This is a genomic window from Streptomyces pallidus (ex Mingjun et al. 2026), assembly GCF_051550185.1.
GTDB lineage: Bacteria > Actinomycetota > Actinomycetes > Streptomycetales > Streptomycetaceae > Streptomyces.
The window spans coordinates 5522646-5544395 of the sequence record NZ_CP196181.1 but is presented as its reverse complement, the minus strand read 5'-3'; the positions used below and the strand labels follow the sequence as shown (position 1 = coordinate 5544395).

Below are 21750 nucleotides of genomic sequence, written 5' to 3'. Positions count from 1 at the left end.
AGAGGGGGTGGCACCAGGGGTCCTACCTGCGGTTACTTCCGAGTCGTTGACTGGGTCGACTAATGTCGGCAGGGCAGTGCCGCGTCATGTGACGCACGGAACATCTGGCCGGTTCCCCCTATCGGGAACCCACTACCGGTGGGTAACGTCCGGTCGGTCCACACGGTGGCGATGGCGCCCAGAGGAGCAGTTGTCTTGCGCGAGTTCAGCCTTCCGGCCCTGTACGAGGTCCCGTCGGACGGGAACCTGACGGATCTCATCCGCCGCAACGCAGCGCAGCATCCGGACACCGCCGTCATGGGGCGCAAGGTCGGCGGCCGGTGGGAGGACGTCACGGCGAAGGAGTTCCTCGCCGAGGTCCGCGCCACCGCCAAGGGCCTGATCGCGGCCGGTGTGCGGCCCGGTGACCGGGTCGGCCTGATCTCCCGCACCCGCTACGAGTGGGTGCTGATCGACTTCGCGATCTGGACCGCGGGCGGCGTTACCGTGCCCGTGTACGAGACCAGCTCGCCGGAGCAGATCCAGTGGATCCTCGGCGACTCCGGGGCCGTCGCGGTGGTCGTGGAGGGCTCGGCCCACAGCGAGGCCGTGGCCTCGCTGCGCGACCGGCTGCCGGAGCTGCGCGAGGTCTGGGAGATCGATCAGGGCGCCGCGGAGACGCTGAAGGCCGCGGGCGCCGGGATCTCCGACGCCGAGGTCGACGAGCGCAGCTCGCTGGCGAACGCCGACGACCCGGCCACCATCGTCTACACCTCGGGCACCACCGGCCGCCCCAAGGGCTGTGTGCTGACCCACCGCAACTTCTTCGCCGAGTGCGGCAACGTGGTGGAGCGGCTGAGCCCGCTGTTCCGCACGGGCGAGTGCTCGGTGCTGCTGTTCCTGCCGGCCGCGCACGTCTTCGGGCGCCTGGTGGAGGTGGCGGCCGTGCTGGCGCCGATCCGCCTGGGCTGCGTACCGGACATCAGGAACCTGACGGACGAGCTCCAGTCCTTCCGGCCGACGCTGATCCTCGGCGTGCCGCGGGTCTTCGAGAAGGTCTACAACTCGGCGCGCGCCAAGGCCCAGGCCGACGGCAAGGGCAAGATCTTCGACGCGGCGGCCGAGACGGCCATCGCGTACAGCCGGGCGCTGGACACCCCGGCCGGCCCGTCCTTCGGCCTGCGGCTGAAGCACAAGCTGTTCTCGAAGCTGGTCTACCGCAAGCTGCACGCGGTCCTCGGCGGCCGCGGCGAGTACGCGATCTCCGGCGGCGCGCCGCTGGGCGAGCGCCTCGGCCACTTCTTCCGCGGCATCGGCTTCACGGTGCTGGAGGGCTACGGCCTGACGGAGTCCTGCGCGGCGACGGCGTTCAACCCGTGGGACCGGCCGAAGATCGGCTCGGTGGGCCAGCCGCTGCCCGGCTCGGTGGTGCGGATCGCCGACGACGGCGAGGTGCTGCTCCACGGCGAGCAGGTCTTCCAGGGCTACTGGCAGAACGAGGCGGCGACCGCCGAGGCGCTCACCGACGGCTGGTTCCACACCGGCGACGTCGGCACCCTCGACGAGGACGGCTACCTCACCATCACCGGCCGCAAGAAGGAGCTCATCGTCACGGCGGGCGGCAAGAACGTCGCCCCCGCGGTGATCGAGGACCGGATCCGGGCGCACGCGCTGGTCGCGGAGTGCATGGTGGTGGGCGACGCTCGGCCCTTCGTGGCGGCGCTGGTCACCATCGACGAGGAGTTCCTCGGCCGTTGGGCCGCGGAGAACGGCAAGCCGGCCGGCTCGACGGCGGCGGACCTGCGCGAGGACGCGGACCTCATCGCCGCCGTCCAGAAGGCCGTGGACGACGGCAACGCGGCGGTCTCCAAGGCGGAATCGGTGCGGAAATTCCGCATTCTGCCCTCCCAGTTCACGGAGGAGTCGGGCCACATCACGCCGTCGCTGAAGCTGAAGCGCAACGTGGTGGCGAAGGACTTCGCCCACGAGATCGAGGCGCTCTACACCTCCTGAGCGCCGGGCCCCGGCCCCTGGCCCGGGTCCCCGCCGGTCCGCCCGCTGCGCGTCAGCGGGGGTCCTCGGCGAGGATCCGGGCCATGTTGCGTTCCGCGAGGGCGGTGATGGTGACGAACGGGTTCACGCCGAGCGACCCCGGGACCAGCGAGCCGTCGACGACGTACAGCCCCCGGTGGCCCCTGGCACGGCCGTGGTCGTCGGTCGCCTCGCCGAGGACGCAGCCGCCGAGGGGGTGGTAGGTGAAATCGTCCGCGAAGGGCCTGTTCCCGCCGAACAGGTCGTACCGGTAGATGGTGACGTTGGTCCGGTTGATGCGGTCGAACAGGCTCCTCGCGGCGGCCACGGCGGGCGCGTTCTGCTCGCGCCGCCACTGCAGCCGCACCGAGTCGGTGGCCGAGTCGTACGTGAAGTGCCCGCGCTCGGGGTTCTTCGTGATGGCCAGGTACATCGAGACCCAGTGCTCGATGCCCATCGGCAGCGGGGCGATCTCGGCGAAGACCGGGTTGGCGGCGTTGTCCCAGTCGTCGATGCCCAGGGCGGGCATGGTGGCCTGGCGGGCGCCGACGGTGTCCCACAGGTGGTTGGCGCGGGCGGTCATGACGTTGCCGTTGGGGCCCCAGCCGAGGCCGACCTTCTCGCTCAGCGCGGGCAGGGTGCCGCGCTCGCGGGCCCGCACCAGGATCTCGGTGGTGCCGAGGCTCCCGGCGCCGAGGAAGAGCTGCCGGCAGCCGAGTTCGCGGACCTGCGTCACCCGCCCGGACAGGTCGATGCCGTGGACGGTGAGCACGTAGGTGCCGTCCGGCTCCTGCCGTACGCCGACCACGCGCTGCAGGGTCTCGATGGTGACGTTCCCGGTGCCGAGGGCGGCCGCCAGGTAGGTCTTGTCCACGCTCCTCTTGCCGTGGTTGTTGCCGTAGATGACCTCGCCGGCCAGGGCGGAGCGGGCCACGGTGCCGGCCGCCTCGCGCTGCATGTACCCGAAGTCGTACACGTTGGGCACGAACACGGTCCGCAGGCCGGTGTTGCGGGCGTGCTTGCGGGAGACGCGGGCGAAGCGGTACCAGTCGGTGGACTCGAACCAGGCCGGGTCGACGTCGTTCACGCCGAGCATGGCGCGGGCGCGCGGGAAGTACGTGCCGTACATCTCGTCGGCGTCGACGCGGGGCAGCACCTCCTGGAAGTAGGAGCGGCGCGGCGTGGGCGCCATGCCGCCGTTGACGAGGGAGCCGCCGCCGACGCCGCGGCCGACGTAGACGGACATGTCGCCGTGGTGCACGCGGTCGAGGACGCCGGGATAGGGGCTGATGTCCCGGTTGACGACGTCGAGCCAGAGGAAGGTCGCGAGCGGGGCCTCGGTGCGCGTGCGGAACCACATGGACCGGTGGTCGGGGGCGGAGGTCGAGGGGAAGACCCTGCCGTCCGGGCCGGGGGTGTTCCACAGCCGTCCCATTTCGAGGACGACGGTACGGACGCCGGCCTGCCCGAGGCGGAGGGCCGCCACGGCGGCGCCGTAGCCGGAGCCGACGACGACGGCGGGGGCGTACTGCGCGGCGGGGGGTTCGGCCGCGGCGGCGGAGCCGGGGCCGATGCGGGTGAAGCCGAGGGCTGCGGCGGTCTGGAGTGCGCCGACACCCAGGAAGTGACGGCGCGTCAGGTGGGGGTTCATGCCCGCATGATGGGCGGAACCAGACCTTCCGCCCATACCCGGCGCAGCCACGATCAACCGTGACAGTCCCTTCTGTCGACACCGTCCGCTGCACCGCCGGGTCCGCTGCGCGGGCCGTCCACGGCCGGTGCGCAGTTCTCCGCGCCCCTGATGGGGCCCTGCCGGGGGCGCGGGGAACTGCGCGAGCAACCACGGCCGGCCCGCAGGCCGGGGTCCGGGGCCGGCCCCGGTTCCGGGAAGGGGCGAGTGGGGAAAAGGCCCGCGCAGCGGAACGGGCCGCGGCCCGACGGCCGCGCGGGCGGCGGGAGCGGGCGGCTACAACAGGGCGCGGAGGTGGTCGGCCAGCAGGTCCCACCGCCACCGCTCCTCCACCCACGCCCGGCCCCGCTCCCCCATCCGCCGCCGCAGCTGCGGATCCTGGAGCAGGGCCACGATGCGGTCCGCCGCGTCCCCGGGGGCGCCGCCCCGGACCACCCACCCGGTCTCCCCGTCCAGCACCGCGTCCGGCGCCCCGCCGGAGTCCCCCGCCACCACCGGCAGACCGGTGGCCGAGGCCTCCAGGTAGACGATCCCGAGCCCCTCGACGTCCAGCCCGCCCCGCCGGGTCCGGCACGGCATGGCGAAGACGTCGCCGGCCCCGTAGTGGGCGGGCAGCTCGGACCAGGGGACGGCCCCGGTGAAGACCACGGAGTCCGCGACCCCCGTCTCGCCGGCCAGCTTCCGCAGGTCGGCCTCGTACGGCCCGCCGCCGACGATCAGCAGCACGGCGTCCGGCACCGCCGCCAGGATCTGCGGCATGGACCGGATCAGGGTGTCCTGTCCCTTCCGCGGCACGAGCCGCGAGACGCACACCACGACCGGGCGGTCCGAGAGCCCGAGCCGGGCGCGGATCTCGTCGCCGCCCGACTCCGGGTGGAAGGTCTTCTCGTCCACGCCGGGCGGCAGTTGGACCATCCGGTCCGCCGCCGCACCGGTCAGTGCCGAGGCGATCCGGGAGCGCGTGTACTCGCCCAGGTAGGTGAGGGTGTCCGTGCCCTCGCCGATCCGGCGCAGCAGCTGCCGCGCCGCCGGCAGCTGCGCCCAGCCGGCCTCGTGCCCGTGCGTGGTCGCCACGATGCGCCGCGCCCCGGCCCGGCGCAGGGCCGGGGCCATCAGGCCGAGCGGGGCGGCGGCCCCGAACCACACGGACTCACAGCCGTGCTCGCGCAGCAGTCCCACCGCCCGGCGGGTGACCCGCGGGGTCGGCAGCAGCATGGTCGTCCGGTCGCGCACGACCTGGAAGGGCTGCTCGGCGTCGAAGGCGGCGGTGGCCTGGCGGCCCTCCGCGCCGTGCTTCCAGGTGGAGGCGTAGACGACGATCCGGTCGGGGTCCAGGCGCAGGGCCATGTTGTGGAGGAAGGCCTGGATGCCGCCCGGGCGCGGCGGGAAGTCGTTGGTCACGATCAGCGTCTTGTGCATCGCCTGCCGACAGTACCGGACGGCCCCGCGGGCCCGCCCCCTACGGCCCGGCCCCCCGCGGCGGCGCGCCCTGAGCCGCCGGGGTGCCGGAGCCGAGGTCGGCGCGCAGGGCCTGCCGCCAGGCCTCCGTCAGGGCGGCCCCGTCCGTGCCGAGGGCCTCCCGGAGGGCGGCCGGGAGCTGCTCGCGGCCCGCGCGGGCGTACAGGTCGACGAGGGCCGCGTCCCCCCACCGCCGTGCGACGAGCCGGCAGGCCAGCCAGGCGCCCTCGTACGCCCGGGACAGCGCTTCGGGGTCGGCGCCGAAGGCGAAGTCCTCGTTCCGCGGCAGCTGCGCGGGCGGTCGCCCGGCGCGGACCGCACGGCCGAGGGCGGGTGCGGCGCGCTCGGGGGCGGGGTCCGTGCCGCGGTACGCCGCCCAGTCGGCGAAGCCTTCGGAGAGCCACAGCGGGGTCGTGGCGGTGGTCGCCGAGCGGGTGGCGACGTGGGTGGTCTCGTGGGTGAGGACGACGGCCCGGCCCTCGGCGGTGAGTTCGGCGTAGCCCTGGGGGTTGACGACGATCCGGTCGGCGGGGGCGGGGCCGCCGCCGACGCTGCCGGTGGTGACGGCGGCCATGCCCCGGTACTCGGCGGCCGGCCGCCCGAGCAGCGCCGCCATCGCGTCCACCGATCCGGGGACCAGCACCACGACCCGCCCGGCCCACGGCCGCGGCCAGGCGGCGTTCACCGCGGGCACCGCCCGGTCGGCCTCGGCGGCGATCGCGGACAGGGTCGGGCCGTCCTGCCCGGTGCCGAGGACGAGGCTGTGCGCGCCCCGGACCACGGCCACCGGCCCCTGGTCCCACAGCTGCGGCGGGGCGCCGGGGGCGGGGGCGTCGCCGGTCACCCGCCACTGCCCTCCGGCCAGGCCCAGCCGCACCTCGCGGGCGGAGCCGGCCGCGGCGGTGTCGTGGCCGGCGAGCCGGTAGCGCAGCTCGGCGGTGGCGGTGGCGCGCGCCCCGTCCCGCCGGACGCCGGTGACCTCGTAGGCCCAGCCCTCCAGCGGGATCCCGGCGAGCTGCGCGGGCGGCTGCCGGGCCCAGGCGGCGACGGCGGCGCGGACGTCGCGGTCGGCGGTGCCGTCGGTGTGGGCGGTGCGGGCGGTGTCGCCCGGCGCGGGCGCGGACGCGGGCGCGGTGCAGCCGGCGAGCAGCCCGCTCACCAGCCCGCAGAGCAGCAGGAACACCAGCGGCGGCAGCTGCCGCGGTGCGGCGGCTCGGCGGCGCGGGGGCATCCGCCGATCCTAGTGCTGTGGCCGGGCCCCGCTCAGGGGCGGGTGACGGAGGACACCGGCATCATGCCGACGGGGTCGTAGCGGACCCGGGCCCCGGGGTGGGGGGCGTGCACGACCTGGCCGTTGCCGACGTACATGCCGACGTGGCTGGCGTCGGAGCGGTAGGTCACCAGGTCCCCGGGCCGGGCCTCGGACAGCGGGACCCGGCGGCCGGCGTACCGCTGGGCCTGCGAGGTGCGCGGCAGGGAGACGCCGGCCTGCCGGTACGACCACACCATCAGCCCGGAGCAGTCGAAGCCGGTGGGGCCGGTGGCGCCCCAGATGTAGGGCCGTCCCACGACGGAGCGGGCGGCCCGCACGGCTGCCGCGGCGCGACCGGAGGAGGGGCCGGGGGAGCCGCCGGCGGACGGGTCGGGCAGGGCGTCCGCGCGGCCGTCGGAGCGGGAGGCCCGCTCGAAGTCGGCGCGTTCCTCGGCGGGCATGGAGTTGAGCAGCTGCCGGGCCGCGGCGAGCTTGGCCGTGACGACGCGTTTCTGCCGGGCCACGTCGGCCCGTACGGCTTCGAGTTCGGCGAGCCGGCGCGCGGCCTCGCTGCGCTCCTGGCCGAGCTTGCGCTGCTCCTTGCGCAGTTCGTCGAGCTGCCGGGTCTGGCGGTCGGTCAGCCGGCCGAGGGTGGCGGCCCTGTCGAGGTATTCGTCGGGGTCTTCGGACAGCATCAACTCGACGGCGGGGTCGATGCCGCCGGAGCGGTACTGGGCTCCGGCGAAGGCGCCGAGGAGGCCGCGCATGGTGTTGATGCGCTCCTGACCGCGGGCCAGTCGGTCCTGGGCGCGGCCGATCTCGGTGCGGAGCCGGTCGGCGTGCTCCCCCGCCTCGTTGAAGCGTTCGGTGGCCCGTTCGGCTTCCTCGTAGAGCCGGTCGACCTGGGCGCGGACGCTCGCCGAGGGCTCCTTCAGCAGGTCCGGTGCGGCGCTGGCGGGCACTGCGGTGATGGCGGCGGCGGTGGCCGCCGCGGCGGCCACGGTCAGGATGCCGACCTTGGTGTACCGGTCGAGGCTGCCGGGTCCGGACCGGCGGTGGGACGCCATGCGGACCGCTCCCTTCCGCTGCGCGGGACCGGGTCCGTCCCCCGTGGACGGCCGTGTGCCGGGTTCCGCGCTGGCAGACAGTAGCCGCGCGGCTACCCGACGGCCAACGACCGCCGCGGGCCGCACGTGCCGGCGCCCCGCCCCAGACGCAGGTCATGGGCGGGGCGCGGGGTCAGGGCGGGGCCGTGCAATTCGCCCGGATGGGCGGTGTGGAACGGCGCCGGGCGGTCGGGGGCCGCGGTCAGACGCGGACGCCGAACTGGAACGGCATGTTGTTGATCGACTCGTACTTGATGCCGCCGCGCGGGTTCGAGGCGTGCAACACGATCCCGTTGCCGGCGTACAGGCCGACGTGGTGCAGGTCCGAGTAGAAGAACACCAGGTCGCCGGGCTGGAGCTGGCTGCGGCCGATCCGGGTGCCGTCGTTGACCTGGGTGTAGGTGGTGCGCGAGATGCTGACGCCCGCCTGCTTGTACGCCCACTGCGTCAGCCCGGAGCAGTCGAAGGCGCTGGGGCCGGTGGCGCCGGAGACGTACGCGTAGCCCAGCTTGGTCTTGGCGGCCTCCAGGGCGGCGCCGGCCCGGCCGGAGGCCTTGACGTTGCCGAGGTCGGCGCGTTCGGTCTCGCTCCGGCTGGCGCGGCCTTCCTCGTCCTTGAGCTGCTGGCGCTCCTGCGCGGTCAGGGTGTTGAGGAGGGACTGGGCCTCGGCGAGCTTGCCCTGCGAGGCCTTCTTCTTCTCGCCGAGTTCCTTGCGGGTGGCGTCGAGGTCGGCGAGCTTGCCGGCGGCCTCCTGGCGCTGCTGCGCGAGGCTGCGCTGCTTGGCCTGGATCTTCTGGACGGCTTCGACCTGCTTGCCCGTCAGCTGCTGGAGGGTGGAGGCCTTGTCGAGGAAGGTCTCGGGGTCGCCGGAGAGGAAGAGGGCGACGGACTGGTCCATGCCGCCGGTGCGGTACTGGGCGCTGGCCATCGAACCGAGCGTGGAGCGCAACTGGTTGAGCTCCTCCTGGCCGCGGGCGACCTGGTCCTGGAGCTGGCTGATCTCCTTCTCCAGCTTCTCCTGGCGCTCCTTGGCCTGGTTGGACTTCTCGGTGGCCTGCTCCGCCTCCTCGTAGAGGGCGTCGACCTTCGCCTTGACCTCGTCCTTGCCGGGCTGGTTGGGCGCGGCGGAGGCGCTGTGCGCGGAGAGGGCGACGGCCGCGGCGGCCGTGGCGGTGAGGACGGTCACGCGGGCGCGGCCCGGCTGCTTGGGTCGACGGTGGGACGCCACGAGCCGGGCTCCTTTACTCGCACCGCCGGGAGAGGGGGCGCGGCGCGTCACGCGCGCGCAGGCCGGCGACACCCCCGCCGACACCCCGAATGGGTGATCTACCGCACGAAGGTTTGAGCAGACCCTAGTGACCCCCGCTTGATCACTTCAAATCCCCTCCGGAAAAAACCCGGCCCCCGACCAGGTTCTTTACCTTCACTGCACGCTCCGTACCGGCGAGTTGACGGTACGTTCCCCAACGGTGCGACCAAATCGGGCATTACGTCGAGGAGTTAGGAAACGCGCGAAAGCCGCTTCAGGAGCAAAGCGGACGTTACGGGTCGGGCTCCGGCCGCCGCCACCCCGTCGGCCACCTCGCGGTCCGTCGAGACCACGACCACCGGCCGGCCCGGCGGCTCCGCGCGCACCAGCTGGCGGATCAGCTCGTCCGCCGTGACGCCCGGCTTGGAGAACAGCACCCGCACCCCGCGCGGTGGCGCCAGCAGCACCGGCGCGGCCAGCTCCGCCCCGTCGAAGACGCAGGTGATCTCCGCGCCGGTCTGCGCGGCCAGCATCGACAGCCCGCCCAGCAGCCGCAGCCGCTGCTTCTCCAGCGGCATCGTCGGATAGCCGGTCTTGGTCACGTTGTAGCCGTCGACGACGAGGTGCACCTGAGGCAGCGCCAACAACTGGTCCAGCAGCGCCGGATCGGTCTCCGACAGCGCCCGCGCCGCGATGTCCTTCGGACTCATCCGGCCCGGCTCCACCGCGTCCACCGTCTCGGCGGGCCGCGTCGACACCGGTGGCAGCGCCAGTTCCCGGCGCAGCCCCTGGGCCGCGTCCAGCACCGTGTCCAGCAGCAGCCGCAGCCGCATGTCCTCGACGCTGCGGCCCTCGCGCACGGCCCGGCGGGAGGTCTCCAGCGCCGCCTCGGCCTCCGCCAGCCGGGACTTGAGCCGGCGCGACTCGCTCTCGGCGGCCGCCACCTGCCCGGCCGCCTCGGCACGGATCCCCTCGATCTCGGCCGTCAGCTTGCGCAGGGCCGCCTCGCCCCGCTTGACGTCGCTCAGGGCGCTGCGCAGCTTGCGCTGAAGCGATTCCGCTTCCTTCCGGGCCGCCTCCAGCTCGCCGCGCACCTGCTCGCCGCCGTGCCGCTGGAGCTCCCGCACGTGGGCCAGCTCCTCGCGGAGCCGGTCCGCCTCGCGCCGCGCCTCCTCGTCCGCCCGCTCGGCGTCGACGCGCTGCGCCTCCTCGCCCGCGGCGGCCACCATCTTCACCCAGCCCGGCGGCCGCAGGACGTACGCGGCGGCGGCCACGTCCAGCGGGTCGGCGGCCGCGGGCGGGGCGCCGGACTCCAGCGCCCCGGCCAGCTCCGCCTGGGCCTCGCGCACCTTCTCGGCGACGCGGCCGCGGAAGACGGCGTCCGTCTCCACGGCCGCGGCCATGGCGTTGCCCGCGAACTTGGCGCGCCGACTCGGGGTGAACCGGGCGTACTGGCGCAGCTGTCCCGGCAGGTCCGCGACCGTCAGGGCGCCGAAGGCGTCCGAGACGAGCGCGACGACCCTGCGCCGCACGCCCTCCGGCAGCGGGCGGTCGAGCACCTCGGCGGCGGCGTCGGCCGCATCGGCCGGGTCAGCGCCGCTTCCTGGCTCCACAATCCGTCACCCCTACCGTGTCTTCTCGGTGGGGCGCGGCTCCGTCAGGAGTCCGCGCCCGGCCTGTCCACAAGTTCGATCTGGTCCACCGCGTTGCACCAGCGGCAGCGGACCGACTCGATGGTCTCACTGACCACCTCGCGCTCCTCGACCTTGGGCTCCCCGGCGAGGTCCAGGTGGACGTACTCCACGACCTTCGACGAACGAGTGACGTCGAAACGCGTGAGGTTGCCGCACAGGGTGCAACGCCACCGGGTGCCGTCGGTCGGCAGGGGAACCGTCATCAGGCCGCACTCTCCTTCGTAGCTCTTTCAATTAAAGCCGCCGTCCGTAGGAATCGGCGGACCGCAGCACGTAACCCTACGGCCTGCCGGGGCGTGGGAAGGGGCCGGTCGGGTCATGCTCAATCGCATGATCGTAAAGTGGCGGACCCTGCGCACGGCCGCCCGGGGCCCGGTGGTCACCCACGCGCTGATCGCCGCCTGCTGCGCGGTGTTCCTGGTCGGTCCGGCCTCGGGCCTGAACCCCTCGTACGGGACCGGTGACCGGCTGCTGGAGACGGGGACCGCGTACTTCCGGCACTGGGGCGTGGTCCCGGACGAACTGTTCGGGGGGTCCGTGCGGGCGCTGCTGACCCCGCTGACCGCCCTGTTCGTCCACGGCAGCTGGCTGCACCTGCTGGGCAACCTGCTCTTCCTGCACGTCTTCGGGGCGATGACGGAGGAGCGGATGGGCCGCGCCGCCTTCCTCTGCTTCTACGTCTGCACGGGCTACCTCGCGCTCGCGGCGTACGCCGCGGCCAACGCCGCCTCCGGGGAGACGCTGGTCGGCGCGTCGGGTGCGATCTCCGCCGTGCTGGGGGCGTTCCTGTACCTGTTCCCGCGCGCCCGGGTGACGAGCCTGTTCCCCTTCCTGTTCTTCCTGCCGCTGCGGTTGCCCGCATGGCTCGTGCTGCTGTTCTGGTTCGCCCTGCAGTGGGTGGCGGCGCACCGGGCGGGCAGCGGACCCGGGGTGGCGTACCTGGCGCACCTGGTGGGCTTCTCCCTCGGCTTCGTCCACGCATGGGTGCGCTACCGGCGTACGACTAGAGTGAGGCGACCAGCGACGGCCACCGAGGGAGACAGCCAGCCATGATCACCGCGATCGTGCTCATCAAGACCAGCGTGGACCGCATCCCCGAGATCGCCGAGTCCATCGCGGCGCTGGACAACGTGAGCGAGGTCTACTCCGTCACGGGCACCTACGACCTCATCGCCCTGGTGCGCGTGGCCCGCCACGACAACCTGGCGGACATCATCCCCGGCCGCATCAGCAAGATCCCGGGCGTGGAGGCGACGGACACGCACGTGGCGTTCCGCACCTACTCCCAGCACGACCTGGAAGCGGCCTTCGCCATCGGCCTGGACAACTAGCCGCCGCGCGCCGGCGCCCGTCGCCGCGTCGCCGCTCGTCGCCGCGCCCGGCGTCAGAGCCGCGGCAGGGCCTCGCCGGGCCCTGCCGGCCGGCGCTCGGCGAGCCAGAACAGGTAGCCGCGCAGGTAGTCCGCGAGGTCCCCGTCGATGTGGGCGAGGTACGCCCGCGCCCCGCCGGCCGCCTCCCGCTCGCCCTCGTGCAGGGACACGGACCAGGTGCGCTCGATGCGCGCGGCCCACTCGCGGACCCGTTCCCGTTCCCGCCACCAGTCCCTGACCAGCTCGGGGGTCCAGTGCGCGTCCCCGTCGGCTCCGTATCCGGCAAAGGGGTCGCACTCCGCGGCGCACAGCAGGTCGTGGGTCTCCTGCTGCGTGCGCGGCTGGCGGTAGACGAACTCCTGGCCGTACTCGTCGTCGTACATCACGTGACCGGGCGCGCACAGCCGTCCGGTCCAGCAGGTGTCGGTGTCGGCCGCGTAGAACGGCCCGGGGACGTCCCGCCAGCTGCGCTTCTCCCACAGGCCGGGCTCGGCCGCCGACCAGTCCGCGGCGACGAGACCGCAGCCGGGGGTCCACTGGGGCAGCGGGTGTCCGGCGGCTGCCCGGACGGTCGGCAGCGGGTCCCAGTAGGCGGTGTGCGTCACGGCCGGAAGCATGTCACACGGCGGGGACGCAGCGGCCGTCCTCCGTGCGGTACTGCCACCGGGCGCCCTCGGTGACCAGCTCCCGGACCGCGCGGACGAACCGCTCCACGTGCTCGTCGGGGGTGCCGGCGCCGAAGCTCACCCGGATCGCGTTCAGCGACCTCTCCCCCGGCGCGGCTTCCGGCGCCCCGCACGCGCCGGGCTCCTGCGGGGCGCTGCCGAGCAGGGTGCGCACCAGCGGGTGGGCGCAGAACAGGCCGTCGCGGACGCCGATGCCGTACTCGGCCGACAGGGCCGCGGCGAAGTGGGAGCTGTTCCAGCCCTCCACCACGAACGAGAGGACGCCGACGCGCGGGGCGTCGTCCCCGAACAGGGAGAGGATCCGGACCTGCGGGACGTCCGCGAGGCCCGCGCGGACCCGCGCGATCAGCTCGTGCTCGCGGGCGACGAGCCGGTCGAAGCCCGCCTCGGTCAGGGCGCGGCAGGCCGAGGCGATGGCGTAGACGCCGATGACGTTGGGGGATCCGGCCTCGTGCCGGGCGGCCGTGGTGTGCCATTCGACGTCGACGCCGCCGTCCGCGCGGCGGGCGACGGTACGGGAGGCCCCGCCGCCGGCCAGGTACGGCTGCGCCTGCCGGAGCCAGTCGGCCCGGCCGGCCAGCACGCCCGAGCCGAAGGGCGCGTACAGCTTGTGCCCGGAGAAGGCCACCCAGTCCACGTCGAGGTCCCGTACGGAAACGGGGTGGTGGGGGGCCAGCTGGGCGGCGTCGAGGACGATCCGGGCGCCGTGGGCGTGCGCGGCGGCGGCGAGCTCCCGCACCGGCCACAGCTCTCCGGTGACGTTGGAGGCGCCGGTGACGCAGACGAGGGCCGGGCCGTGGGGGTCGCGGTCGGCGAGGGCCCGCTCCAGGGTGGCGACGGCCTCGTCCGGGGTGCGCGGCGCGTCGAGGTAGGCGACCCGGGCGTCGTCCCACGGCAGCAGCGAGGCGTGGTGCTCGGTCTCGAAGACGAAGACCCGGCAGTCGGCGGGCAGGGCGGAGGCGAGCAGGTTGAGGGAGTCGGTGGTGGAGCGGGTGAAGACCACCTGGTCGGCCGGACGGCAGTCGAGGAACGCGGCGACCGCGGCCCGGCTCTGCTCGAACAGGTCGGTGGAGAGCTGCGAGAGGTAGCCCGCCCCGCGGTGCACGCTGCCGTAGTAGGGGGCGTACGCGGCGACGTCGTCCCAGACGCGCTGCAGGGCGGGGGCGCTGGCGGCGTAGTCGAGGGCCGCGTAGGTGACTTCGCCGCCGGTGACGAGCGGGACGGTGACGTCGCGGCCGAGGACCGGGAGCGGCCCGGCACAGGCGGCGCCGTCGGCGTCGGAGACCGCGGACGCGCTGGTGACGGGGGCGGCGGAAGCGGCGACGACGGTGGCGGCGGTGGCGGTGGCGGCGTTCAGGAATGCGGACATGGCGGAATCTCCCGGCGGGCAGGGCGGAACGGCTTCGGACGTCACCCGTCCGCGGGTACGGCGCAGCGGCCGGCCGGGGGACGGGGAGTGCCTCGGAGCACGGGTCGGGCCGGGGCGTACGCGGCTGCCCGGGTACGCGCGGGGAAGGGACCCTGTCCGAGGGGTGGAGAAGGGGCGGAGCCGCCCTATCGCATTCGCTTGCTCACGGAAAACGCTCCTCGAGGACCAGGACCCCTGGTGTCGAGGGATCCGCGCTTGCCGCGGACCTCGCTGCCCGCGGCCTGGTCATCACCCGGGGCACCCCGCCACGGAAGGAGGGTTGCCGGACAGCAAGCCGGGGCCAAAACGCTGTCACTCGTGACCTGGTCAGTCATCCTGCCACAGGATCCGGCACGCGCAAGACCCCGGTCCGCATGCCGGACCGGGGTCTTGGCTGAAAATGATCTGTCAGGTTCAGGCGTTGCTGGCGGCCACCCAGCGCTCCAGGGCGGCCTGGGCCGCGCCCGAGTCGATGGCCCCCGCGGCCCGCTCGATGCCCGCCCGGATCTGCTCCTCCAGGGACCCGCTGCCCGGGTCCAGGGCCACGAGGGCGGCGGCCGAGTTCAGCAGCACCGCGTCCCGTACGGGGCCGGTCTCGCCGGCCAGCAGCCGCCGGGCGACGTCCGCGTTGTACGAGGCGTCGGCGCCCCGCAGCTCCGCGACGTCCACCAGGCCGATCCCCACGTCGCGCGGGTCGAAGGCCTGCTCCTGCACCCGCCCGTCGCGCACCCACCAGACCCGGGAGGTGGCGGTGGTGGTCAGTTCGTCCAGGCCGTCGTCCCCGCGGAACACCAGGGCCGAGGAGCCCCGCTCCGCGAGCACGCCCGCGACGATGGGCGCCATCCGGGCGTCGGCGACGCCGGTGGCCTGCGCCCGGACCCGCGCCGGGTTCGTCAGCGGGCCGAGGAAGTTGAAGGTGGTGCGGATGCCCAGCTCGCGGCGGGCCGGGGCCACGTGCCGCAGCGCCGGGTGGAACTTCACGGCGAAGCAGAAGGTGATGCCGGCCTCCTCGGCGACCCGGGCCACCCGGGCCGGGGCCAGGTCCAGGTTGACGCCCAGCTTCTCCAGCACGTCGGAGGCCCCGCTCGCCGAGGACGCGGCCCGGTTGCCGTGCTTGACCACCTTGGCGCCGGCTCCGGCCACCACGATGGAGGACATGGTCGAGATGTTCACGGTCTTGGCGCCGTCGCCGCCGGTGCCGACGATGTCCACGGTCCGGCCGGGCACCTCGATCAGGTTGGCGTGCGCGTACATGGTCCGCACCAGGCCGTTGATCTCCTCGACCGTCTCCCCCTTGGCCCGCAGGGCGACCGCGAAGCCCGCGATCTGGGCGTCGGTGGCCTCCCCGCGCATGATCCGGTCCATGGCCCACGCCGTGTCGTCGGCGTGCAGGTCCCGGCCCGAGAGCAGCGCGTCCAGTACGGTCGGCCAGGCACGGGCCGCCACGCTGTCGCCGCCTGCCGGGGTCACAACGTTCATGGTCCGCTCCTGAGGGTCCACAGTCGAATGAGAAGAGGCCTTCAGCCTATCCAGGCCGGGAGACGGCGAAGAGCCCCGTCCGTTCGCTGGACGGGGCTCTTGCCGTGGGCGACACCGGGACTGACCGAAATCAGACCCTCACGCGGGATCAGTGGTGGCCGTGGCCGCTCTGGATCTCCTTGTACTCCTCCACCGTGGGCTTCGGAATCTGGTTGCCTTCGCCGTACATGCCCTGGCTGAGCTTGGCGCGGAGCTTCTCCGACGCCTTGGCCTTCCGCTCGACGCCGTTCTCGTCGACCGTCGGGCCAAGCTCCAGCGGCTTGTACTGCTCGTGCGCCGTGAGCGTGTGCAGCTTGGCCTGGTCCAGGGGCTCGTGGACCTCGATGAACTCACCGTGCGGCAGCCGCTTGATGACACCGGTCTCACGACCGTGCAGCACCTTGTCGTGGTCCCGGCGCTGCAGGCCGAGGCAGATCCGCTTGGTGGCGATGAACGCGACCACCGGGACGACGAAGAAGCCGATGCGGACGAACCAGGTGATGTTGTTGATCGAGAGGTGGAAGTACTGGGCGAACATGTCGTTGCCACCGCCGACCAGGAGCACGATGTACTCCGCGATCCAGGCGACACCGAACGCCGTACGGGTCGGAGCGTTGCGCGGGCGGTCCAGGATGTGGTGCTCGCGCTTGTCGCCGGTGACCCAGGACTCGATGAACGGCCACACCGCGATCGCGCCGAGGACCACCGGGAAGATCACCAGCGGGATGAACACGCCCAGGACGAGCGTGTGGCCCCACAGGTTGATCTCCCAACCGGGCATGGCACGGATCAGGCCTTCCGGCATACCCATGTACCAGTCGGGCTGCGCACCGGTGGACACGTGGTCCGGGCGGTACGGGCCGAGCGCCCAGATCGGGTTGATCGAGGCGATCGCCGCGATGGCCGCGATGACACCGAAGACCAGGAAGAAGAAGCCTCCGGCCTTGGCCATGTAGACCGGCAGCAGCGGCATGCCGACGACGTTGTCGTTGGTCTTGCCGGGGCCCGCGAACTGGGTGTGCTTGTGGTAGAAGACCAGGATCAGGTGGGCCACCAGCAGGCCCATCATGATGCCGGGCAGCAGCAGGATGTGGATCGAGTAGAACCGGGCGACGAAGTCGCCGCCGGGGAACTCGCCGCCGAAGAGGAAGAACGAGATGTACGTGCCGACGACCGGCACGGACAGGATCGCGCCCTCCATGAAGCGGACACCGGTGCCCGAGAGCAGGTCGTCCGGCAGGGAGTAACCGGTGAAGCCGGTGAACATGCCGAGGACCAGCAGCAGGAAGCCGAAGACCCAGTTGACCTCACGCGGCTTGCGGAACGCGCCGGTGAAGAAGACGCGCATCATGTGCACGACCATGCCGGCGACGAAGATCAGCGCGGCCCAGTGGTGGATCTGCCGGATGAGCAGACCACCGCGGACGTCGAAGCTGATGTCCAGCGTCGAGGCGAAGGCCTCGGACATCCGGACGCCCTGCATCGGCACGTACGAGCCGTGGTACACGACCTCGTTCATGCTCGGGTGGAAGAACAGCGTCAGGTACACACCCGTGAGGATGATGATGATGAAGCTGTAGAGGCAGACCTCACCCAGCATGAAGGACCAGTGGTCCGGGAAGATCTTGCGCATGTTCGCCTTGGCGAGGGTGTAGATGCCCAGGCGGCCGTCCGCCCAGTCAGCCACGCGCTCGCCGGCGGGCGCCTTGCGCTTCGTGTCAGTGGCGGTACTCATCCGCGCTCCCAGAATGCAGGACCGACGGGCTCCTCGAAGTCGCCGAGCGCCTCAAGGAAACCTTCGCGGTTCACGCCGATCCGCAGCTGCGGAAGTGCGTGGCCGGCGGGACCGAAGATCACGCGACCGCCGTCGGAGAGGTCGAAGGTGGACTGGTGGCACGGGCAGAGCACGTGGTGCGTCTGCTGCTCGTACAGGCTGATCGGGCAGCCGACGTGGGTGCAGATCTTCGAGTAGGCGACGATGCCGTCGTGGGACCACTCGAGTTCCTGCTTGTCCTTGATGTCCTCCGGCTTGATGCGGACGATCATCAGGGCGGCCTTGGCGATCTCGTTGTTGAAGTCGTGCGCGTCCTCCTCCAGGCCCTCGGGCATGACGAAGGTCAGCGAACCGACCGGGACGTCCTCGGGACGCAGCGGCTCCAGAGTGTTCTGGTTGATGAGCAGCTTGCCCTTGGCCCACAGGGTGTGGCGCAGCTTCTGCTCGGGCAGCGGGCCCAGGTCGCGCATGATCACGACGGCGGACAGCGGCAGCATGGCCAGCGCGCCGAGCATCGTGTTGCGGATCAGCGGACGGCGGGCGATGCCGGACTCGTTCGCACCGTCGGCGAAGTCCTGCATGACCTTCGCCTTGACCTCGGGCGAAGCCGCGACCTCGTGGCGGTCGTCGGCGACCTCGACGTCCGACATCAGGGTGCGGGCCCAGTGGACCGCGCCCGCGCCGATGCAGAAGAGGGCCAGGCCGAGGCTGATGCCCAGGGCGAAGTTGAGCGCGCTGATCTTCCCGAGCGGGAAGAGGAACACGATCTTGTCGACCGGGATGACCACGTAGGACGCGATGAACGCGACCGTGGCCAGCATCGACACCGTGAACAGCATCGCCACGGTGCGCTCGGAGCGCCTCGCGGCCCGCTCGTCGATGTCCTGGATACGCGGCTTGTGGACCGGCAGGCCCGGGTCCGCGAAGGGGTCGTCCGCGACCGCTACACCGGCGTGGTGCTCGTCGCCCTGCTCGCTCGGCAGGTGCTTTTCTTCGGGAATGTCTTGGCTACTCATGACTTCTTGGCCTTAGCGGTGTGGGCCGCGACCCAGACGGCGACAGCGATCAGCGCACCCAGACCGAAGATCCAGCCGAACAGGCCCTCCGAGACGGGGCCGAGGCCGCCGAGCTTCAGACCGCCGGGGCTGACGGACTTCTCGCCGTTCACGTTCTGGAGGTACGCGATGATGTCCTTCTTCTGCTTCTCCGGCATCGTGGTGTCGGGGAAGGAGGGCATGTTCTGCGGGCCGGTGAGCATGGCCTCGTAGATGTGCTTCGGCGAGACGCCCTCGAGGTTCGGGGCGTACTTGCCGTCGGTCAGCGCGCCGCCCTCGCCGGTGAAGTTGTGGCACTGCGCGCAGTTGTTGCGGAACAGCTCGCCACCCTTGGCGACGTCGGCGCCGGCCGGGTTGTACTGCTTCTCGGTGGGCGTGATCGGACCGGCGCCGAGGGAGGCGATGTACGCCGCCAGCTGGTCGATCTGCGCCTGCGAGTAGATGGTGGGCTTCTTCGGCACCTGGGCGCCGGGCTGCTGGGCGGGCATACGGCCCGTGCTCACCTGGAAGTCGACGGCCGCGGAGCCGACGCCGACCAGGCTGGGGCCGTCAGTGGTTCCCTGACCGCCGGTTCCGTGGCAGCTTGCGCAACCCACGGCGTAGAGCTTCTGGCCCTCCTCGATGGCGAGGGACTGGGCGGTTTCATCGGCCTGCGCCTTGCCCGCGGGGGCGAAGGCGGCGTACAGCCCCCCAGTGGCCGCCAGCGCGAGGAGTAGAACGACGACCGCCGCCAGCGGATGGCGTCGTCGTGCGGAGAGCTTTTTCACGGATTACCCCGGTGTCAGGATCTTCTGCGTCGGTGTTTCTGGCTGTCGGTGCCGGGTCTGGCCCGGTGACGTGTTCGCTACTTGATCAGGTAGATCGTCGCGAAGAGGCCGATCCAGACGACATCGACGAAGTGCCAGTAGTAGGACACGACGATGGCCGACGTGGCCTGTTCGTGGGTGAACCTCTTGGCGGCGTACGTCCGGCCGAGGACCAGCAGGAAGGCGATGAGGCCGCCCGTCACGTGCAGGCCGTGGAAGCCGGTGGTCAGGTAGAAGACCGAGCCGTACGGTCCGGACGAGAGCGAGATGCCCTCGTGCTTGACCAGCTCGGTGTACTCGAACACCTGGCCGCCGATGAAGATCGCGCCCATGACGAACGTGATGATGAACCACGTCCGGAGCTTCTTCACGTCACCGCGCTCGGCGGCGAAGACGCCGAGCTGGCAGGTGAGGGAGGAGAGCACCAGGATCGTGGTGTTCGTCGCCGAGAAGGGCAGGTTCAGGGCCGATGCCTGTTCCGTCCAATACTCGGCGCCCGTCACCGATCGCAGGGTGAAGTACATCGCGAAGAGGGCCGCGAAGAACATCAGCTCGGAACTCAACCAGATGATGGTTCCGACGCTGACGAGGTTCGGTCGATTGACCGTCGGGTGCGCGTGCCCGGTATCTACTGTCGTTGCTGTCGCCACGACCGACATTATGTCGGTCGCTTATCCGGCCCTCACGCCGGGGGGTGCCGTTCGGAGTGTCCGGTGCCCGTGCAGGGCCCGAACGGCCCATCGACCAGGCGTGCGCGAGGGTGTGCGAACCGATGTTGACACCGGGTCGGGAGGAGTAGCATCCCGCGCAACACCAACGTGGTTCACGGCAGCGTGGAGGAACGAAATGCGGTCGACTGCACGGGTTCTGGTCTACAGCGACGACGCGAACACCCGGCAGCAGGTGCGCCTGGCGGCCGGCCGCCGGCCCGCCGCGGACCTGCCGCCGGTGGAGTTCACGGAGTGCGCCACGCTGCCCGCCGTCCTGGCCGAGCTGGACGCGGGCGGCATCGACGTGTGCGTCCTGGACGGGGAGGCCGTCCCGGCCGGCGGCATGGGGGTGTGCCGGCAGATCAAGGACGAGGTCTTCCGCTGCCCGCCGGTGCTGTTGCTGATGGGCCGTCCGCAGGACGCATGGCTGGCCACCTGGAGCCGTGCGGACGCGGCGGTGACCCTTCCGGTCGACCCGGTGGAGTTCGCGGACGCCCTGGCGCGCCTGCTGCGCGCGCGGCTGTCCCTGGACGCCTAGCGCTGGCGGGCGGCGGGTGCGCAGGGCCGCGTACGGTCCCCTGCGCACCGGCCGCGGGCCGCTCCTGCCGCGGTGGGCCCCGGCGCCGGTGCGGGGCTCAGACCCGCGGGCGCAGCCGGGCCTGGTCGACGGGGGTGCGGCCGTCCTGGGTGTCCTTGAGCAGGGCGCTGCCCTGGCGCCAGTCCTTCCAGTTCATGTTCCAGTCGCCGTAGCCGTTGCCGAAGGCGGGCATGTCCTCGCCGATGCTGTTGACGACCTGCACGACGTCGCCCTCGGTGATGTTCTCGAAGAACCAGGCCGCGTTGCCCGTGCTCATGCCGGTGCAGCCGTGGCTGACGTTCTCGTAGCCCTGGGAGCCGACGGACCACGGGGCGGCGTGGACGTATTCACCACTCCAGGTGACACGGGTGGCGTAGTAGACGGGCAGGTCGTAGTTCTCGCTGCCGCCGATGCCCACGGTGTCGCCGCGCATCCGGACGAAGTACTGCTTGCCGAGCACCACCTTGACGCCGTTGCGGGTGGAGAAGCCCGGCTTGCCGGTGGTCACCGGAATGGTGTTGATCACTTCTCCGTTGCGTTTGAACGTGAGGCTGTGGGAGGCGGCGTCGGTGAGGACCTCGACGCGGTCCCCGATCTCCAGCCTGACCGGCTTGCTGGCTGCGCCGTGCATGGCCCCGGTGATCCTGACGCCCTCCAGATTGCTCCGTACGGAGACGGTGGAGTGCGCGGGCCAGTACTCCTTGGGCCTGAAATGGAGGTGCTTGTCGTCGACCCAGTGCCAGGCGCCCTCGACGCCGGGCGGGGTGTCGACGACCAGGCCCTTCTCCACGACCGCGCGGGCGGCCCGGTCCGTGACGGGCTCGTCCAGTTCGGCCGTGATGGGCTGTCCGACGCCGTATTTGCCGTCCAACGGGCCGAATTCGACCCTCAGGACCTTCTTGGCCGGAGTGGTGTCGAACGTCAGCGTGCGCTGCCCGGGAGCGCCCCGTTCGTCCTCCGTGCTCACGGTGACCGTGTAACGCGTTCCGGCGGCCATGGGGGCGGTGCTGTGCCAGCGGTCGCCCGTGGCGGTGAGTTCGCCCGCCAGGCGGCGACCGAGGCCGTCCACGGCGGTGACGTCGGTGATGCGGCCGCCGGCCGACCTGGCGGTGACCTCCAGGGGGCGGTTGTGGTCGACCGGGCGGCCGCCCTGGGCCTGGTTGAAAGCGACCTGGTCGCCCGCGTCGTAGGGGCGGGCGGACAGCGGGTTGTCGCCGGGCCCGCATGCGGTGGCGCCGGCACCGAGGGACGCGGCCATCAGGGAGCAACCGACGACCGTCCAGAGACGCGGTGAGTGCTTCATGGGGCCAACGCTATGAAAATCAGACAAAAACGGCGCGTGGTGTCACTCCAAAAGAGGGGCCCGGACTCCTCCCTTGGAGGAGTC

19 protein-coding genes and 1 riboswitch are annotated in these 21750 nt (G+C 72.2%); of the genes, 4 read left to right on the top strand and 15 right to left on the bottom strand.

Annotated elements, in window-relative coordinates:
• Nucleotides 1-195: 195 nt before the first annotated feature.
• A complete protein-coding gene (locus tag ACSHWO_RS24540) occupies nucleotides 196-1992 on the top strand; it encodes an AMP-dependent synthetase/ligase (protein ID WP_438314927.1) in 1797 nt (598 codons plus the stop codon).
• Between the two features lie 52 nt (nucleotides 1993-2044).
• Here the strand turns inward: ACSHWO_RS24540 and ACSHWO_RS24535 are convergent, their stop codons facing one another.
• The 7 genes from ACSHWO_RS24535 to ACSHWO_RS24505 all read right to left on the bottom strand — a co-directional run bounded on the left by ACSHWO_RS24535 (nucleotide 2045) and on the right by ACSHWO_RS24505 (nucleotide 10662).
• Nucleotides 2045-3661, bottom strand: coding sequence for a GMC oxidoreductase (locus tag ACSHWO_RS24535; RefSeq protein WP_438314924.1), 1617 nt, complete (start codon nucleotides 3659-3661; stop codon nucleotides 2045-2047).
• 315 nt (nucleotides 3662-3976) lie between these two features.
• Nucleotides 3977-5119 carry a glycosyltransferase family 4 protein gene (locus ACSHWO_RS24530; protein WP_438314921.1) on the bottom strand — a complete coding sequence of 381 codons (1143 nt, stop codon included), beginning with the start codon at nucleotides 5117-5119 and terminating at the stop codon, nucleotides 3977-3979.
• Nucleotides 5120-5159: 40 nt separating this feature from the next.
• Nucleotides 5160-6389: a hypothetical protein gene (locus ACSHWO_RS24525; protein WP_438314918.1), complete on the bottom strand. Its 1230-nt coding sequence runs from the start codon at nucleotides 6387-6389 to the stop codon at nucleotides 5160-5162.
• 32 nt (nucleotides 6390-6421) lie between these two features.
• Nucleotides 6422-7477 carry an NlpC/P60 family protein gene (locus tag ACSHWO_RS24520; RefSeq protein WP_438314915.1) on the bottom strand — a complete coding sequence of 352 codons (1056 nt, stop codon included), beginning with the start codon at nucleotides 7475-7477 and terminating at the stop codon, nucleotides 6422-6424.
• A 241-nt stretch (nucleotides 7478-7718) separates the two neighbouring features.
• Nucleotides 7719-8744, bottom strand: coding sequence for a C40 family peptidase (locus tag ACSHWO_RS24515; RefSeq protein WP_385823603.1), 1026 nt, complete (start codon nucleotides 8742-8744; stop codon nucleotides 7719-7721).
• A gap of 272 nt (nucleotides 8745-9016) precedes the next feature.
• Complete coding sequence (locus ACSHWO_RS24510) at nucleotides 9017-10381, bottom strand: NYN domain-containing protein (protein ID WP_438319264.1); 1365 nt, start codon at nucleotides 10379-10381, stop codon at nucleotides 9017-9019.
• A 41-nt stretch (nucleotides 10382-10422) separates the two neighbouring features.
• The gene (locus ACSHWO_RS24505) at nucleotides 10423-10662 is read right to left on the bottom strand and encodes a hypothetical protein (RefSeq protein WP_385823629.1); all 240 of its coding nucleotides are present in this window, start codon (nucleotides 10660-10662) and stop codon (nucleotides 10423-10425) included.
• Nucleotides 10663-10789: 127 nt separating this feature from the next.
• Between ACSHWO_RS24505 and ACSHWO_RS24500 the strand changes: the two genes are divergently transcribed.
• Complete coding sequence (locus ACSHWO_RS24500; protein ID WP_385823679.1) at nucleotides 10790-11512, top strand: rhomboid family intramembrane serine protease; 723 nt, start codon at nucleotides 10790-10792, stop codon at nucleotides 11510-11512.
• Nucleotides 11509-11790: an Lrp/AsnC family transcriptional regulator gene (locus ACSHWO_RS24495; RefSeq protein WP_361088375.1), complete on the top strand. Its 282-nt coding sequence runs from the start codon at nucleotides 11509-11511 to the stop codon at nucleotides 11788-11790. Before ACSHWO_RS24500 ends, ACSHWO_RS24495 begins: the two co-directional genes overlap by 4 nt.
• Nucleotides 11791-11843: 53 nt before the next feature.
• Here the strand turns inward: ACSHWO_RS24495 and ACSHWO_RS24490 are convergent, their stop codons facing one another.
• The 7 genes from ACSHWO_RS24490 to ctaE all read right to left on the bottom strand — a co-directional run bounded on the left by ACSHWO_RS24490 (nucleotide 11844) and on the right by ctaE (nucleotide 19735).
• Nucleotides 11844-12434, bottom strand: coding sequence for a ferredoxin (locus tag ACSHWO_RS24490; RefSeq protein ID WP_438314909.1), 591 nt, complete (start codon nucleotides 12432-12434; stop codon nucleotides 11844-11846).
• Between the two features lie 13 nt (nucleotides 12435-12447).
• A complete protein-coding gene (locus tag ACSHWO_RS24485; protein WP_438314906.1) occupies nucleotides 12448-13884 on the bottom strand; it encodes an aminotransferase class V-fold PLP-dependent enzyme in 1437 nt (478 codons plus the stop codon).
• 246 nt (nucleotides 13885-14130) lie between these two features.
• A riboswitch (SAM riboswitch) is annotated at nucleotides 14131-14247 on the bottom strand.
• A 90-nt stretch (nucleotides 14248-14337) separates the two neighbouring features.
• Complete coding sequence (gene trpD, locus ACSHWO_RS24480; RefSeq protein WP_438314903.1) at nucleotides 14338-15402, bottom strand: anthranilate phosphoribosyltransferase; 1065 nt, start codon at nucleotides 15400-15402, stop codon at nucleotides 14338-14340.
• A gap of 148 nt (nucleotides 15403-15550) precedes the next feature.
• Nucleotides 15551-17176, bottom strand: a complete 1626-nt coding sequence (gene qcrB / locus ACSHWO_RS24475; RefSeq protein ID WP_361088383.1) for a cytochrome bc1 complex cytochrome b subunit — start codon at nucleotides 17174-17176, stop codon at nucleotides 15551-15553.
• Nucleotides 17173-18231, bottom strand: a complete 1059-nt coding sequence (gene qcrA / locus ACSHWO_RS24470) for a cytochrome bc1 complex Rieske iron-sulfur subunit (RefSeq protein WP_361088385.1) — start codon at nucleotides 18229-18231, stop codon at nucleotides 17173-17175. Before qcrA ends, qcrB begins: the two co-directional genes overlap by 4 nt.
• On the bottom strand, nucleotides 18228-19037 hold the full coding sequence (qcrC, locus tag ACSHWO_RS24465) for a cytochrome bc1 complex diheme cytochrome c subunit (protein ID WP_361088388.1): 810 nt from the start codon (nucleotides 19035-19037) through the stop codon (nucleotides 18228-18230). The genes qcrA and qcrC overlap by 4 nt, the downstream gene beginning before the upstream one ends.
• A gap of 77 nt (nucleotides 19038-19114) precedes the next feature.
• Nucleotides 19115-19735, bottom strand: a complete 621-nt coding sequence (ctaE, locus tag ACSHWO_RS24460) for an aa3-type cytochrome oxidase subunit III (protein ID WP_361088390.1) — start codon at nucleotides 19733-19735, stop codon at nucleotides 19115-19117.
• 187 nt (nucleotides 19736-19922) lie between these two features.
• Here ctaE and ACSHWO_RS24455 point away from each other — a divergent pair, with 187 nt between their 5' ends.
• Nucleotides 19923-20324 (top strand): hypothetical protein, encoded by a 402-nt coding sequence (locus tag ACSHWO_RS24455; RefSeq protein ID WP_361088393.1) that lies wholly within the window; start codon nucleotides 19923-19925, stop codon nucleotides 20322-20324.
• Nucleotides 20325-20421: 97 nt separating this feature from the next.
• On the opposite strand, the gene ACSHWO_RS24450 is transcribed toward ACSHWO_RS24455, so the two are convergent.
• Entirely contained in the window at nucleotides 20422-21666 is a 1245-nt protein-coding gene (locus ACSHWO_RS24450; protein ID WP_438314897.1) for an Ig-like domain-containing protein, read from the bottom strand.
• Between the last annotated feature and the right edge of the window lie 84 nt (nucleotides 21667-21750).